14 protein-coding genes are annotated in these 14136 nt (G+C 63.9%); 7 read left to right on the top strand and 7 right to left on the bottom strand.

Annotation, left to right across the window (positions count from 1 at the left end):
* Window positions 1-4 precede the first annotated feature (4 nt).
* Both FHS84_RS03385 and FHS84_RS03380 read right to left on the bottom strand, forming a co-directional pair.
* Window positions 5-220, bottom strand: a complete 216-nt coding sequence (locus FHS84_RS03385) for a hypothetical protein (RefSeq protein ID WP_166930404.1) — start codon at window positions 218-220, stop codon at window positions 5-7.
* Window positions 221-304: 84 nt separating this feature from the next.
* Window positions 305-844, bottom strand: coding sequence for a biotin transporter BioY (locus tag FHS84_RS03380; protein WP_243850671.1), 540 nt, complete (start codon window positions 842-844; stop codon window positions 305-307).
* Between the two features lie 128 nt (window positions 845-972).
* On the opposite strand from FHS84_RS03380, the gene FHS84_RS03375 reads away from it, so the two are divergent.
* Window positions 973-2664, top strand: coding sequence for a tetratricopeptide repeat protein (locus tag FHS84_RS03375; RefSeq protein WP_166930399.1), 1692 nt, complete (start codon window positions 973-975; stop codon window positions 2662-2664).
* A 29-nt stretch (window positions 2665-2693) separates the two neighbouring features.
* Here FHS84_RS03375 and FHS84_RS03370 read toward each other — a convergent pair whose 3' ends face one another.
* Complete coding sequence (locus FHS84_RS03370; RefSeq protein WP_166930397.1) at window positions 2694-3836, bottom strand: PA0069 family radical SAM protein; 1143 nt, start codon at window positions 3834-3836, stop codon at window positions 2694-2696.
* A gap of 101 nt (window positions 3837-3937) precedes the next feature.
* Here FHS84_RS03370 and FHS84_RS03365 point away from each other — a divergent pair, with 101 nt between their 5' ends.
* The 4 genes from FHS84_RS03365 (at window position 3938) to FHS84_RS03350 (ending at window position 8078) form a co-directional block, all read left to right on the top strand.
* On the top strand, window positions 3938-4786 hold the full coding sequence (locus tag FHS84_RS03365; protein ID WP_166930395.1) for a hypothetical protein: 849 nt from the start codon (window positions 3938-3940) through the stop codon (window positions 4784-4786).
* 75 nt (window positions 4787-4861) lie between these two features.
* Entirely contained in the window at window positions 4862-5494 is a 633-nt protein-coding gene (locus FHS84_RS03360; protein ID WP_166930393.1) for a glycosyltransferase, read from the top strand.
* A gap of 258 nt (window positions 5495-5752) precedes the next feature.
* Window positions 5753-6709 (top strand): isoaspartyl peptidase/L-asparaginase family protein, encoded by a 957-nt coding sequence (locus FHS84_RS03355; RefSeq protein WP_166930391.1) that lies wholly within the window; start codon window positions 5753-5755, stop codon window positions 6707-6709.
* A 16-nt stretch (window positions 6710-6725) separates the two neighbouring features.
* Complete coding sequence (locus FHS84_RS03350) at window positions 6726-8078, top strand: serine hydrolase (protein ID WP_166930389.1); 1353 nt, start codon at window positions 6726-6728, stop codon at window positions 8076-8078.
* 4 nt (window positions 8079-8082) lie between these two features.
* On the opposite strand, the gene FHS84_RS03345 is transcribed toward FHS84_RS03350, so the two are convergent.
* Window positions 8083-8733 carry a MarC family protein gene (locus tag FHS84_RS03345; RefSeq protein ID WP_166930387.1) on the bottom strand — a complete coding sequence of 217 codons (651 nt, stop codon included), beginning with the start codon at window positions 8731-8733 and terminating at the stop codon, window positions 8083-8085.
* A gap of 136 nt (window positions 8734-8869) precedes the next feature.
* On the opposite strand from FHS84_RS03345, the gene FHS84_RS03340 reads away from it, so the two are divergent.
* A complete protein-coding gene (locus FHS84_RS03340) occupies window positions 8870-9157 on the top strand; it encodes a type II toxin-antitoxin system ParD family antitoxin (protein ID WP_166930385.1) in 288 nt (95 codons plus the stop codon).
* 29 nt (window positions 9158-9186) lie between these two features.
* On the opposite strand, the gene moaB is transcribed toward FHS84_RS03340, so the two are convergent.
* The 3 genes from moaB to FHS84_RS03325 are packed head-to-tail and all read right to left on the bottom strand — an operon-like array spanning window position 9187 to window position 12406.
* Window positions 9187-9726: a molybdenum cofactor biosynthesis protein B gene (gene moaB / locus FHS84_RS03335; protein WP_166930383.1), complete on the bottom strand. Its 540-nt coding sequence runs from the start codon at window positions 9724-9726 to the stop codon at window positions 9187-9189.
* Entirely contained in the window at window positions 9704-11527 is a 1824-nt protein-coding gene (locus FHS84_RS03330; RefSeq protein ID WP_166930380.1) for a lytic transglycosylase domain-containing protein, read from the bottom strand. The genes moaB and FHS84_RS03330 overlap by 23 nt, the downstream gene beginning before the upstream one ends.
* 24 nt (window positions 11528-11551) lie before the next feature.
* Complete coding sequence (locus FHS84_RS03325; protein WP_166930378.1) at window positions 11552-12406, bottom strand: uracil-DNA glycosylase; 855 nt, start codon at window positions 12404-12406, stop codon at window positions 11552-11554.
* Window positions 12407-12500: 94 nt separating this feature from the next.
* Here FHS84_RS03325 and FHS84_RS03320 point away from each other — a divergent pair, with 94 nt between their 5' ends.
* On the top strand, window positions 12501-14129 hold the full coding sequence (locus tag FHS84_RS03320) for an electron transfer flavoprotein-ubiquinone oxidoreductase (protein WP_166930376.1): 1629 nt from the start codon (window positions 12501-12503) through the stop codon (window positions 14127-14129).
* The last annotated feature ends 7 nt before the right edge of the window (window positions 14130-14136 follow it).

Genomic DNA, 14136 nt, shown 5'->3' with positions numbered 1-14136 from the left:
CCCCTTAGCGGATCGTGATGACGGTTCCGACGGCTGCGAGCGCTTGGCGGAACTGCAATTGGATCATATGAGCCATGAAACCGACGCTAACGGTGCGGCCGCCAGCGTTCGCCCATCCCATTGGCCCGAAACCGGGATGATGTTGGCCATGAAGGGACACGAATGCCAATCCCACGACGACGCACGCGGCGATCATGAACTTGTCGCGATGTTTGGTCATGGGTTGCCCCTTCCGTACCGGGTTACACAGACTGGATGCAGCCTGGGGTTCCGGCGGATGCAGGGGCAGGGAAATTTCGGTCGATTAGCGCCCGATGGCCTTCAGGAAGGCGGCGGCAAGGGCGGATTTCACCAGCCCACCGGCTAAAAACGGCAGCATTCCCAAAGCGATAGCCTTCTCGGGGCCGACCAGGACGGAGAGCCAGGCGGTGCCCAGGACGAGGCACAGGCCATTGCCCGCGACCATGCTGGCGAAGGCCAGGAGCGGCCGCTTGCCGGTCCAGCCGCGTTCGGCCAGGAAACCGGTCAGGGCGGCCATCAGGGGGAAGGCCAGGAGGTAGCCGGCGGTGGGGCCGATGAACACGGCCGGTCCGGTCAGGTGATCGCCGGCCAGAACCGGCAGACCGGCCGCCGCGGCCAGGAGCCATGCCACGACCGTCGCAGCACCCAGGCGCCAGCCGAGCACGGCGCCGACCAGCGTCACCGCCAGGGTCTGCATGGTCATCGGCACCGGATAGAACGGAACCTGGATATAGGAAGAAGCCGTCAGGATACCCGTACCGGCCAGTACGGTCAGCGCCTTCATCGCCACGCCGTTATTGAGACGAATGGCAGGGCTGAACATGGTGCTTTTCTCCGGATTCTTCCGCCCCATGACAAGCCATATCCGAGCGGCGAAGGCAACCCGTTCGATGGCTGCCATCTCCCGTCGTTTGCGCTAGTGTCGGTATCGGGTGTCGTCGGGGGGCTTCGATGAAAGCGGTTTTGGGCGTGCTGTGGCTGGCGGCTATGCCGGCATGGGCGGACGGCGGCGATCTCTTGTCGGCGTGCGAAAAGGCCGAGGGCGACGGCGCCATCAAGATCTGCACCGAGGCGGTGAACGCGAGCAAGGACGACGACCTTGTCCAGGCGCTGTTCTATCGCAGCCAGCTTTATTCCCAGGTCGACCGCGACGACGACGCGCTCGCCGATCTCAACCGCGCCCTCAAGCTCAAACCCGACGAACCGGCGCTCGTCACCCGCCGCTGCAAGGTGTGGTACTGGAAAAACGAGTATCAGAAGGCCATCGCCGATTGCGACCGCGCCATTACGCTGAAGCAGGCCAATTTCGATGCGTTCCTGTTCCGCGCCACCGCCTACGACGACAGCGGCGACCACAAGAAGGCGATCGCGGACTATACCGAAGCGCTGAAGATCAATCCGTCTTCGGCCGACGCCTTCAACAATCGCGGCGTGGCGCACAAAGCGCTGGACGAATACGACCTCGCGCTCGCCGATTACGATCAGGCGATCAAGCTCGACAGCAATATCGGCGTCTTCTACGGCAACCGCTGCTATGTCTGGTACCTGAAAAGCGAATGGCAGAAGGCGCGCGCCGATTGCGACGAAGGCATCCGGCTCGATCCCAAGAGCGCCTTCATCTGGGCCAATCGCGGCAACATCAACGACGATTCCGGCGATCACGCGCGCGGCGTCGAGGACTTCACCAAAGCCATCGCACTCGATCCCAAGAACGCGACCTATTACGCCTATCGCGCGCTCGCCTACGACAATCTCGATCAGTACGACAAGGCGTTCGTCGACGCCAACATGGCGTTGAAGCTCGATCCCGAGAGCGCCTATGCCTACAACGCGCGCGGCAACATCAATTTCAACAGCGGCAAGACCGACGCGGCGCTGACCGACTACAACAAAGCGATCGCGATCAGCAAGGACTACGCCACCGCCTACCGCAACCGCTGCAACGTCTGGCTGCGCAAGAAGGACTACGGCAAGGCGATTGCCGACTGCGATACCTCGATCAAGCTCGATGCAAGCGACTACTACGCCTGGATCAATCGCGCCAACGCCTATGACGAATCCGGCGAGCATCTGCGCGCCATCGCCGATTTCGATCAGGCGATCAAGCTCGACGGCAATCAGCCCGGCGCCTACAACGACCGCGGCGTCGCCTATCGCACGATGGGGCAGGTCGACTTCGCGCTGGCCGATTTCAACGCGGCGCTGAAGCTGAAGCCCGATTACCGCTGGGCGCTGCGCAACCGCTGCGAAGTTTATTACAGCCGCGGGGACTATCCGCGCGCGCTCGAAAACTGCAATACGGCGCTCAAGATCGAACCGGTCTGGACCGATGCGCTCAATGTCCGCGGCAACGTCTATGCCGAGATGAAAGAGCACGCCAAGGCGGTCGCCGATTTCACCGAAGCGATCCGCATCGATCCGGCATACGATCTCGCCTACTACAATCGCGCCATTTCCTACGACGCGCTCGGCGACAAGGCCAAAGCGCTGGCCGATTACGACAAGGCCGTATCGCTCGATCCCAAGCACGCGGCGGCGCTGTACAACCGCGGCCTCTTGAAGAAGGAAATGGGCGACACCAAAGGCAGCGAAGCCGACATCGAAAAGGCGCGCAAAATCGATCCCAATATCGGCAAGGAATAAGGCGTCTTCGCTGAGACAAAAAACAGCGATCAAAACAGCCGCAATTGATCCCCGGCTTTGGGCGGACGCTGGAACAGGTCGGTGCGAAGCTCCGTGTGCTGATGAAGGCCGTAGCGCCGGGTCGCCATGCGGAAGCGGTGGGCGAGCATCAGGGCGTACGGCCCGGTGCCGCGCTGGCGCTGGGTCCATTCGGCATCGTAATCCTTGCCGCCGCGCATCTGGCGGATCAGGCTGATGACGTGCTTGGCGGCGTCGGGCCGGTTGGTCTCCAGCCACTCGCGGAACAGATCCTTGATCTCGAGCGGCAGGCGCAGCAGCACGTATCCGGCCGAGCGCGCGCCCGCGTCCTTGGCGGCGGCCAGCACGGATTCCATTTCGCCGTCGTTGAGGGCCGGAATGATCGGCGCGAACATCACGGAGGTCGGAATGCCGGCCTGCGACAAGGCGCGGATCGCTTCCAGGCGTTTGGGCGGCGTCGAGGCACGCGGCTCCATCTGGCGGGCCAGCTTGCGGTCGAGTGTGGTGACCGACAGCGCGACCCGCGCCAGTCCCATCGCGGCCATCTCCGCCAGAATGTCGATATCGCGCGTCACCAGCGCCGATTTGGTGACGATGCCGACCGGATGGCGAAAGTCGCGCAAGACTTCGAGCACGCTGCGCATGATCTTCATCTGCCGCTCGATCGGCTGATAGGGATCGGTGTTGGTGCCGATGGCAATCGTGCGCGGCGTGTAGCCGGGCGCCGACAATTCCTTGGCCAAGAGTTCGGCGGCATTCGGCTTGACGAACAGGCGGCTCTCGAAATCGGCGCCGGGCGACATGCCGAGATAGGCGTGGGTCGGCCGCGCGAAGCAGTAGATGCAGCCGTGCTCGCAGCCGCGATAAGGGTTGATCGAGCGGTCGAACGAAATGTCCGGCGACTTGTTGCGGGTGATGATGGTGCGGGTGGCGTCGACGGTGATTTCGGTCTTCACCGGGGGCAGGGCGTCGTCGTCCGCCGGATCGTTTCCCGCCGGGGTGGTGGGGTGCTCCCAGCCGTCATCGACGACCACCCGCAGGAAGCGCTCATACCGCCCCGCCGCGTTGGAAACCGCACCGCGCCCGCGCAGCCGCCGGGGATCGGCAGTGATGTCGCCGGGATCGACAGTACGTTTGGCCACAACCTTCGTCATGGCCAGGAGTATGGTTTGTCGCAGAGAACAAAGCAAGTACAAAAGGCGTAGGCGGCAGCCTTTTTCCCGTTATAATGGCCGAAAGTTGGGGGGATTCGAATTTGAGCGACCCAGGGGAAAAGCCGCGCCCGGATTGGGCACGATTCGTCCGGCTGGCGTGGACGAGCGCTTTTTCCGCATTGGGGAGAATGCCGCTGCTGTTTCTATCTTCGGCGGTTCTTTATGTGGCGTTCGGCATTGCGGACCACTGGTTTTGGAGCAGCCTCGGTTCGATATTTGACGGTCTTCCCGCCGTTTTTCGCAGTGTTGCGATTTTGCTGATGGCGTTGCCCGAATTGGTTATCGACGCGTGGTTGTTGGCCCCGGTCGCCGTTGCGGTTCACCGCTTTGTTATTCTCGAAGAAACCTCTCGCGGTTTTTCGATCTTGCGCCAGACCTGCGTTCGGAGTTTTGCGATATGGACGTTTTGCGTCCAGCTAGTTCTTTTGATCGTTGGTTTCATCACGCAGCGCGGGGACAGTGGGTTCTTCCACTTCTTGGGTTACGTCGCGCTCATCATTCTGTTTGCGCGAACGCTTCTGATTTTCCCCGCTATCGCTATCGATGTTCCGTCTGCGAGTGTCGCCGACCGCATTGAAGCCGGTCTGTCCTCGTCTCGTGGTCTATTCTGGTCAACCGTCATCGGCTTGGTCATGGCTGTCCTGCCGCTGATGCTGACGGAGATCGCACCAGCGCTTGGCGAGGCGTTGATCGATAGCCTGCACGCCATGAACCCTGATTGGGTTGCGGCCCCGCAATTCGATGGCGGCTTCCTCACGGCAATACTCGATGACTTCCTGCATCCGTTGATTACAGGTGTTATCGCGGCCTTGGCCTCTTGGCTCTATTTGTGGGCCCAAGAGTACCCGTTCCAGGCCGCTGTGGTGCCGCAACCGCCGCCCCAAATTTAAGCAATTTTCTTTCCTGCCCAAATATGCGACAGAATAATTATTCCGTCCTCCGCCGGGGTCCGTCATAGTGGCTGCATGATTTCCGTCATCGTCCCCACCCTGAACGCCGAAGCCAGTCTGCCACGCTGTTTCGACAGCCTGATCGTGGCCACCGTGCGCGGGGTCGTGCGCGAGGTGATCGTGGCCGACGGCGGCTCGGCCGACGAAACCCTGATGATCGCCGATGCGGCAGGGGCGCGGATCAAGAAAGGCGGCCGTTCGCGGGCCTCCCAACTGATCGCCGGGGCCAATGCGGCGCGCAACGACTGGCTGTTATTCCTGCATCCCGAGGCGGCGCTCGAGCCGGGCTGGGAGAACGAAGTGGAAGCCTTCATCGCCCGCACGACGATGGAGCATCCCCGCGCCGCCTATTTCCGCTATGCGGTCGACGATTTCGGCGGCGGCGCCCGCCGCAGCGAAGCCTTCGCCGTGCTGCGCTGCGCGCTGCTGAAGCGGCCCTACGGCAACCAGGGCCTGCTCATTCCCAAGCGCCTCTACAAGCAGCTCGGCGGCTACCGTGAGGTTAAGCGCGAGGACAGCGATCTGGTCCGCCGCATCGGGCCGTCGCGTCTGGTGATGCTGCGCTCGCGGGCCGTGAACAAGCGGGTCTTGCCGTACGCGCCCGGCGTCGCCACCGAACACGGCAACGTCAGCATCGAGCGGTGCTGAGCCTTTTCTTTCCTCCCCTGCGGTGTCGCGGTCCGCGTGCCGCACGTTATTCGGATAGCGGGGGAGGTGGCTCGCGTAGCGAGACGGAGGGGGTAAGTCGGCGTCTGAGCATTCCCCCCTCCGTCGCCTAACGGCGCCACCTCCCCCGCTATTCATTCGGATTGCGGCGTGAAGGTTGGTTCTCCGCGGGGGAGGAAAGACGCCGGATCGTTGGCGCGCAGTGCTAGGATTGCTTCGATTCCATATGCGGAGTGTGCGATGCGGAGTGCGCTGGCGGTTCTCGGTATAGCGGTGTTGTCGGCTGGTGCCTGGGCGGGCGATGTTTGCACGGCGCACGGTAATTTCGCCGTGGCGGTGCACGGCGGGGCGCAATCGAAAGTGCGCGACGGCAGCCAGGAACTGGCGATCATGAAAGCGGCGCTGACTGAGGCGCGGACGGATTTGAAGAACGGCGCCTCGGCGCTCGACACCGTCGAAAAGCTGGTACGCACCTTCGAGGATTCCGGCGCGTTCAATACCGGCAAGGGCGCCATCGCCAATCAGGCCGGGCAGGTCGAAACCGACGCCTCGATCATGGACGGCAACGGCCTGCGCGCCGGAGCGGTGGCCTCGATGACGGCAGTGAAGAATCCGGTCGTCGCGGCGCGCCTCGTGATGGACGCGAACCGCCATGTGCTGGTGGTCGGCGACCGCGGACAGGCGTACGTGCAAGGCCTCGGCGCCGCGATGGTGACGCCGGACTATTTCGTCAACACCGGCAAAGCAAAGCTGGAGCCGAAGCCGCACGGCACGGTGGGCGCGGTGGTGCTCGACCGCTGCGGACATCTGGCGGCGGCGACTTCCACGGGCGGCTTCGATGCCAAGGTGCCCGGCCGCGTCGGCGACAGTCCGCTGGTGGGCGACGGCGTTTATGCGGCCGACGGCGTGGCGGCGTTCTCCTCGACCGGACACGGCGAGTTCTTCATCCGCTTCAATGCCGCCAAGGATGCCGCCGACCGCATCGCCTACGCCAAGACGCCGCTCAAGAAGGCGATGAAGATCGAACTGTTCGACGTGCTGAAAAAAGCCGGCGCCGAAGGCGGCATGATCGGCATCGACGCCAAGGGCAATGTCGCGCTGAACTACAACAGCGTCGGCATGCTGCGCGGCTACGCCACCGATCGCGAAGAGCCGGTGGTGGCGCAGTACGAAGGCACGATGGGGACGAAACGCTAGTCACAGTGGGGGCTCGATGACCGTTCTATTGAAGCGAATTGCGCAATTTGCATCCGTGCTGCTGCTGGCAATGCCGGCTTTGGCGGCGGCGCCCGACGCGGTGCGGATGGAGGAAATCATCCAATCCTACGCCAAGAGCGGCCAGTTCATGGGCTCGGTCCTGGTGTGGAAGGACGGCCAGACGCTGATCGACAAAGGCTACGGCTACGCCAATCTCGAATGGCAGGTGACGAACGCGCCGGACTCCAAATTCCGCATCGGCTCGATGACCAAGCAGTTCACGGCGGTCGCCATTCTGCTCCTGCAGGAGCGCGGCAAGCTCGCCATCACCGATCCGGTCCGCAAATACATCCCCGATGCGCCGGCGGCGTGGGACAAGATCACCTTGTACCACCTGCTGACCCATACCTCGGGCATTCCCAATTTCACCGATCTTCCCGACCATCAGGAGCGCGCCCGCAATCCGGTCACGCCGGCCGAGGAGTTGGCGTGGTTCAAGGACAAGCCGCTCAACTTTCCGCCGGGCACCAAATGGAACTATTCGAACTCGGGCTACAGCGTGCTCGGGATGGTGATCGAGAAGGCGAGCGGGCTGAGCTATCAGCAGTTTCTTACCGACAACTTCTTTACGCCGCTGGGCATGAAGAATACGGGGTACGACTCCAACAAGACCGTCATCGCAAACCATGCCTATGGCTATGCGCCGGGCAAGGACGGCGTCGAGGTGGCGGCCTACAACGACATGACCGTGCCGTATGCGGCCGGGGCGCTCTATTCGACCACGCACGACATCCTGATCTGGGATCAGGCGCTGTTCGGCGGCAAGGTGCTGAAGCCCGCGTCGCTGAAGACGATGATGAAGCCGTTTCTGGATGACTACGGCTGCGGCTTCTGGATCAAGAAGGCCGGTGGCCATACCGACGTCACCCATGCCGGCGGCATCAACGGCTTCAATACCGACGGCCATTACCTGCCCGACGACAAGCTGGCGGTGGTGGTGATGGCCAATCTCAACGGTCCGGCGGCCGGAGAGGTGGCGGAAAAGATGGTGAAGGTGGCTCTCGGCGAGCCGGTGGTGCTGGCGAGCGAACGCAAGGAGGTGGCGATCGATCCGGCGGGCTTCGATGCACTCGCAGGCATCTATCAGATCGCGCCCAAGTTCAGCCTGACGTTCTCGCGCGACGGCGGCAGCTTCTATGTCCAAGGTACCGGTCAGCCGCGCGTCGAAATTTTCCCGCTGGGGCCGCGCGAATTCTTTGCCAAAGTGGTCGACGCAGTGATGCGGTTCGAGGTCGACGCCAACGGCCGCGGCACGAAGGTGATCCTGCACCAGGGCGGCCGCGACATGCCGGGGCCACGCGTGAACTGAAAGACTAGAGCGCTCCCAGCAATCCCGAACTGTGGATGCCGTCGAACACGAACTGTACCGCCAGCGCCGCCAGCAGCACGCCGGAGATGCGGCCGACCACGTCGGAGCCGGTGCGGCCGAGGAGGCGCATCAGCGGGTCGGACAGGCGCATGCAGAGATAGGTGATCAAGAGACAGACGAGCACCACGGCGACGATCTCGGCGCGCTCGACCCAGGTCGCGGCGCGGCCCATCAACAGCACCGTCGCGGAAAAACTGCCCGGTCCGGCGAACAGCGGGAAGGCAAGCGGGAATACGGCGATGTCGCGGCGCTGGGCGGCTTCGGCTTGCTCGTGCTCGTCGATCGACGACATGCCGGGGCTCGAGAACATCAGGCTCAAGGCCTGCATGAACAGCAGGATGCCGCCCGCCACCTGGAACGCCGGCAGCGACACGCTGAGCACGCCGAGCAACGCACTGCCGCCGAAGGCGAAAATCAGCAGCATCGCACCGGCGATAATGACCGTACGCAGCGCCGTGCGGGCGCGTTCCTTTTTCGACATGTCGGCGGTCAGCGTCGAGAAGATCGCCGCGCCGTCGATCGGACCGAGGGTCACGAACAACGTCACAAAGGCGGGCCACAAGCCGATGGGCCACAAACCGGCGGGAAAATGCATGCTGTTCCTCGAATACTTCGGCAGGGTGCCAGTGTAGGCGTTAGCAGCCCGGAGCGCCAATTGCGGAACGACGCGGTGGACAGCACCGGGGCATTGGCATATTATGCCAACAAAGCAAAGCCCGCCGGGAAAAGCCATGCCCACGCGCAACGTCGTACTGACCGATCGCCAAGCCAAATTCGTCGAGAAGATGGTGGCGTCGGGGCGCTATCAGAACGCCAGCGAAGTCATGCGCGAAGGCCTGCGTCTTGTCGAGCAGCAGGAAGCCGAAAACGCCGCCAAGCTGAAAGCCTTGCGCGAAGCCGTGCAGCTCGGAATCGACGATATCGAGGCGGGGAGGGCAATCATTTTCGAAAGCGGCGAAGAGATGGAAGAATATCTCCGGAAGTCGACCGCTGCGGCCTTGGAGCGCAAGCGTAAGTAGAGCATGCGAACGCTGGCGTGACGTTCGGCCTACCGCTCGTTCAGCCGCGGCATGATCTCGACGAGATTGCACGGGCGGTGGCGGCTGTCGAGTTGCCAGCGCAGAATGCCGTCCCAGCCGTCCTTCACGGCACCGGTCGAACCGGGCAGGGCGAAGATATAGGTACCTCCCGCGACGCCGGCCGTGGCGCGCGACTGCATGGTCGAGGTGCCGACCGTGGTCGAGCTGATCTGGTGGAACAGCACCGAAAAGCCTTCGATTTCCTTCTCGAACAGCGGACGGAGCGCCTCCACCGTGACATCGCGGCCGGTGAGGCCGGTACCGCCGGTCGAAATCACGACATCGATGTCCCGGTCGGCGATCCAGGTCAGGACCTGGCTGGCGATGGCGGCCTTGTCGTCGCGCACCAGCGCACGGGCGGCGAGAACATGACCGGCCTCGGCAATGCGCTTGGCGAGCGTGTCGCCGGACGTGTCGTTCGACGCGTCGCGCGTATCCGAAACGGTCAGCACCGCGATGCGGACCGGCAGAAAGGGCCGCGTGTTATCAAGACGTGGTGTCGTTGCCATCGTCGTCGTCCTCGTCGTAGGTCGGGGGCGGAGGCGGCGGCGGTGCAGACTGTGCCGGCGGCTGATAGACCGGCCATCCACCGCGCGCGGTGTCGTCGAGACTTGGCGTCGGCTTGTCGCTGCGCCGGTTGTACATCCAGTAATAGGTGAGCAGCCGCTTCACATACGAGCGCGTATCGGGCGCGCGCATGCTCTCGATGAACATCAGGGAGTCGTCTTCCTTGCCGGCGCGCGCGGCGGTCCACGACGAAACCTTGCCGGGACCGGCGTTGTAGGCGGCCGCGGTCTGCACGATCGAGCCGTGATAATGCTTCAGCCAGCGGGCGATATAACGCTGGCCGAGAGTCATGTTGTAGGACGGATCGAGCAGGTCGTCCTCGGCGCTGGCGCCGCCGAGTTCGCGGGCCGTGCGCGGCATGATCTGCATCAGGCCCATAGCGCCGACGGGCGACACCGCGCCCGGCTGGAAGCGCGTTTCGATGCGCACGAAGGCGAGCACCAAGGCGGGATCGATGGTGTAGCCGCCGGTCGGCGAATAGGGCGGGATCGGGAACAGGCCGGTCAGGGTCTGGCCGTGCGCGTAGCTGATCTCGCTGGCGCGCAGTTCGAGGTTCGGCACGCCGATTGCGCGCGCCAAAGCGGCGTACGCGGCATCGAGATTCAGCTTGGCCGATTGGCCGAACGCGCGATTGAGTTCGGTATTGACGTAGTAATCGTATTTGCTGTCGTCGACCTGCCACAGCGCCACGGCGCGGTGGGCGGGACCGTTCTGCATCAGCCGCTGGAAATCGCCGGGCGTCAGGACCGGATCGGCGAAGCCGGTTTCGATGTCTTGGCCCAGCATCCGCTCGGCCAGAAGGCCGTAGAACGTCGGCTGCGCCTGGGCGGCGACGGTCAACAGCGTGACTACGCGCTGGGCGTCGCCGGTGCGCATGTAGGAACGGGCGGCCCAGAATGCGGCGGCGCCGCGGTTCCAGTTGGGAATGGAGGCGATGGTCGCCACCTGCTCGAAATGCGCGGCGGCATCGGGATAACGCTGCAGACGGAAGGCGGCGAGGCCTGCACACCAGTCGAGTTGCGGCGCATACTGGCGGCCCGCGGCAGCGGCGCTGTCGCCGAGCGCGAACGCCTGCTCGTCGAGACCTTCGGCGAGATACGACATGCAGATGCGCTGCGACAGCGCGGCGATATCGCTGGCGGGCGCGATGTTCTTGGCCGTCAGGGATTGCAGCGCGGCGTAGGCGAGATCGGGCTGATCCGATTTAATGTCGGCCAGGATCTGCTCGAGAACGGCGCGGGCCGCATCGGAGGTCACGGCCGGCGGCGGCAGGTCGGCGTCTTCATAGCCGCCACCGCGGCGCGGCGCCCCCGGCAGACCGGGGATCTTCGCCGTCACGACGGTTACGGTGCGGCGGTGATGCTTCTTGCCGACGCGCTTCTTCACCACGGCGCGCTGCTCGGCCAGCTTGTGAACGCGCGAGGCGATCGGCAGCTCGCCGTATTCCTTCAGCCACGCGACCAGCGTGGTAACGGGCGTGCGCTTGCCTTTCGGAGAAAGGTAGTGCTCGGCCTTGACGTAGCCTTCAAGGGATTTGTCTTCGATCTGATCGAACAGCGCAGCGGCGGTGGCGAAATTGCCGGCGCGCTCGGCGGCGATGATCTTGCGATAGCGCGCAACGTCTTCGGGCGACAGCACGGCGGGCTGAATCGGCGACAGACCCGGCGACGGCGCAGGATTTTGCGCGTACGCGGGCCACGCGACGAACAACAACGCAAATGCAACGACAAGACGGCGGATCATCGGGTTCCCTCCGGCCGGGTCTTGTTAGCGGACTGAGGCGGTCTTCTCAAGCAATCCGAGCGAAACGATTTTCTTTTCTGCGGCCTGCAGATCGCGCCATGCGAGTTTCTTATGCGAGGGCTGGCGCAGCAAATAGGCCGGATGCAACGTCGCGATCACGGGGATCATTACATCGCCGACACGATACTCGAGCCAGCGTCCGCGCAATTTCATGATGCCTTCGGAAAAACCGAGCACATGCCGCGCTGCGACCGCTCCCAGAAGAATGATGATTCCCGGATTCACCAATTCGATGTGGCGGCGCAGGAAGGGCAGGCACATCGCCGCTTCTTCCGGCGACGGATCGCGATTCTGCGGCGGGCGCCAGTTGAGCACGTTGGTGATGTAGGCGGTGGACCGGTCGAGTTCGATCGACGCCATCATCTTGTCGAGCAGCTTGCCGGCGCGGCCGACGAACGGCAGTCCCTGGCGGTCTTCTTCCGCACCCGGCGCTTCGCCGATGAACATGATGCGCGAGGCCGGATTGCCGTCGGCAAATACGGTATGGGCGCAGCTCTTTTTCAGCGCGCAGCCGTCGAATCCTTCGAGGGCGGCCTTCAACTCGGCGAGCGAGGTAGCCGCCGCGGCGAGCGACTGCGCGGTGCCGATGGAGTCGTTGTTTTCGAGCGGCAGCGGGGCCGCTGCGGCCGGACGGGGCGCCGCAAAAGACGACGCCGGCTTCAGCATCGGACGCGGCGCTTCAGCCTCCGGCGCGCGCAGGGGCGCGGCGGGCTTGGCCACCAGCCGGTTCATTGGCTCCTCGCCGATGGTCTCGTCCGCGCCGGAGTCGACCAGCCAGGCGAGGGCGGCAAGGGGATCGTTTTTCAACGGGTCCGTCATTCCCCCAGCATACGGGACGGAACGGCCCGGCGCGACCCCGTTTGGTTGACCGGGGCGCCATGACCGCCCCATAAAGCTGTGGGATGACCCGAAAATGACCGATAGCCGCGAAAGCATGGAATTCGATGTCGTGATCGTGGGCGGCGGGCCGGCAGGTCTGGCTGCGGCGATCCGGCTCAAGCAGCGCGCGGCGGCGGCGGGCCGCGAGGTCTCGGTTTGCCTCCTGGAGAAGGGGGCCGAGATCGGGGCGCACATTCTGTCCGGCGCGGTGATCGACCCGGTCGCCCTCAACGCGCTGATCCCCGATTGGCGGCAGAAGGGTGCTCCGCTCGACACGCCCGTCACCGAAGACCGGTTTCACTATCTGACCGAGACGCGAGCCTTCCGCATCCCCAACGTCCTGATGCCGCCGTTGATGAGCAATCACGGCATGGAGATCGCGAGCCTCTCCAATCTCTGCCGCTGGCTCGGTGGGCAGGCCGAAGCGTTGGGGGTGGAGATCTATCCCGGTTTTCCCGCGGCCGACATTCTCTATGAAGACGGTGCGGTGGCGGGCGTCGTCAGCGGCGATTTCGGAGTCGCCAAAGACGGTCATCACAAGGACACCTACACGCCCGGCATGGAATTGCGTGCCAAATACACGCTGTTCGCCGAAGGCGCGCGCGGCCATCTCACCAAACGCCTGATCGAACGGTTCGGTCTGGGACGCGGCGTGCAGAAGTACGGCATCGGCCTCAAGGAATTGTGGGAGATCGATCCGGCCAAGCACCAGCGCGGTCTGGTCGAACACACCATGGGCTGGCCGCTCGACAACCGCACCGGCGGCGGCTCGTTCCTCTATCATTGGGGCGAGCAGCTCTGCGCCATCGGGATGGTGATCCATCTCGACTACAAGAATCCGAACCTGTCGCCGTTCGACGAATTCCAGCGCTTCAAGCTGCACCCGCTGATCCGGCCGATGCTGGAAGGCGGCAAGCGGATCAATTACGGCGCCCGCGTGGTCAGCGAGGGCGGGTTCCAGTCGGTGCCGAAGCTCACTTTCCCCGGCGGAGCGCTGATCGGCTGCGGCGCCGGATTCATGAACGTCCCGCGCATAAAAGGCACGCATAACGCGATGGCGTCGGCGATGCTGGCGGCCGATGGGGCATTCGACGCGCTGGGCGCCGGCGGCACGCTCGAGGCTTACGAAACGGCCTACCGTACCAGCGCCGTCTACCGGGAATTGAAGCTGGTCCGGAACGTCAAGCCGCTGTGGTCGCGTTTCGGTACCGTCCCCGGCGTCGCCTTGGGCGGGCTGGACATGTGGACGAACCAGCTTTTCGGCGTCAGCCTGTTCGGCACGCTCGCCCACGCAAGGGAAGATGCCGATACCCTGGTGCCGGCCAAGGATTCCCCGCCGATTGCCTATCCCAGGCCGGATGGGGTCTTGACCTTCGACCGGCTGTCCGGCGTGTACCTTTCCGGCACCAACCACGAGGAAGATCAGCCGGTTCACCTCCTGTTGACCGAACCTTCACTTCCCGTAAGGGTGAATTTGCCTAAATATAACGAGCCGGCGCAGCGCTATTGTCCGGCGGGTGTCTACGAGATTGTCGAGGGACGGTTTCAGATCAATGCGCCGAACTGCGTCCACTGCAAGACTTGCGACATCAAGGACCCATCGCACAACATTACCTGGGTAGCCCCCGAAGGCGGCGGTGGCCCGCGTTACTCGAATATGTAGGAGACAG

The sequence above is a fragment of the Rhizomicrobium electricum genome, assembly GCF_011762045.1.
Lineage (GTDB): Bacteria > Pseudomonadota > Alphaproteobacteria > Micropepsales > Micropepsaceae > Rhizomicrobium > Rhizomicrobium electricum.
Note: the sequence above shows the minus strand (reverse complement) of the source record. Positions and strands in the feature narration are given on the sequence as shown.

Excerpts from the sequence above, each read along its gene's own strand:
- FHS84_RS03355 (WP_166930391.1), top strand. The coding sequence starts at position 5,753 with ATGCGGAGTGCGCTGGCGGTTCTCGGTATAGCGGTGTTGTCGGCTGGT.
- moaB (WP_166930383.1), bottom strand. The coding sequence starts at position 9,726 with ATGGCAACGACACCACGTCTTGATAACACGCGGCCCTTTCTGCCGGTC.
- FHS84_RS03380 (WP_243850671.1), bottom strand. The coding sequence starts at position 844 with ATGTTCAGCCCTGCCATTCGTCTCAATAACGGCGTGGCGATGAAGGCG.
- FHS84_RS03345 (WP_166930387.1), bottom strand. The coding sequence starts at position 8,733 with ATGCATTTTCCCGCCGGTTTGTGGCCCATCGGCTTGTGGCCCGCCTTT.
- FHS84_RS03360 (WP_166930393.1), top strand. The coding sequence starts at position 4,862 with ATGATTTCCGTCATCGTCCCCACCCTGAACGCCGAAGCCAGTCTGCCA.
- FHS84_RS03370 (WP_166930397.1), bottom strand. The coding sequence starts at position 3,836 with ATGACGAAGGTTGTGGCCAAACGTACTGTCGATCCCGGCGACATCACT.
- FHS84_RS03375 (WP_166930399.1), top strand. The coding sequence starts at position 973 with ATGAAAGCGGTTTTGGGCGTGCTGTGGCTGGCGGCTATGCCGGCATGG.
- FHS84_RS03320 (WP_166930376.1), top strand. The coding sequence starts at position 12,501 with ATGACCGATAGCCGCGAAAGCATGGAATTCGATGTCGTGATCGTGGGC.
- FHS84_RS03330 (WP_166930380.1), bottom strand. The coding sequence starts at position 11,527 with ATGATCCGCCGTCTTGTCGTTGCATTTGCGTTGTTGTTCGTCGCGTGG.
- FHS84_RS03385 (WP_166930404.1), bottom strand. The coding sequence starts at position 220 with ATGACCAAACATCGCGACAAGTTCATGATCGCCGCGTGCGTCGTCGTG.
- FHS84_RS03325 (WP_166930378.1), bottom strand. The coding sequence starts at position 12,406 with ATGACGGACCCGTTGAAAAACGATCCCCTTGCCGCCCTCGCCTGGCTG.
- FHS84_RS03350 (WP_166930389.1), top strand. The coding sequence starts at position 6,726 with ATGACCGTTCTATTGAAGCGAATTGCGCAATTTGCATCCGTGCTGCTG.
- FHS84_RS03340 (WP_166930385.1), top strand. The coding sequence starts at position 8,870 with ATGCCCACGCGCAACGTCGTACTGACCGATCGCCAAGCCAAATTCGTC.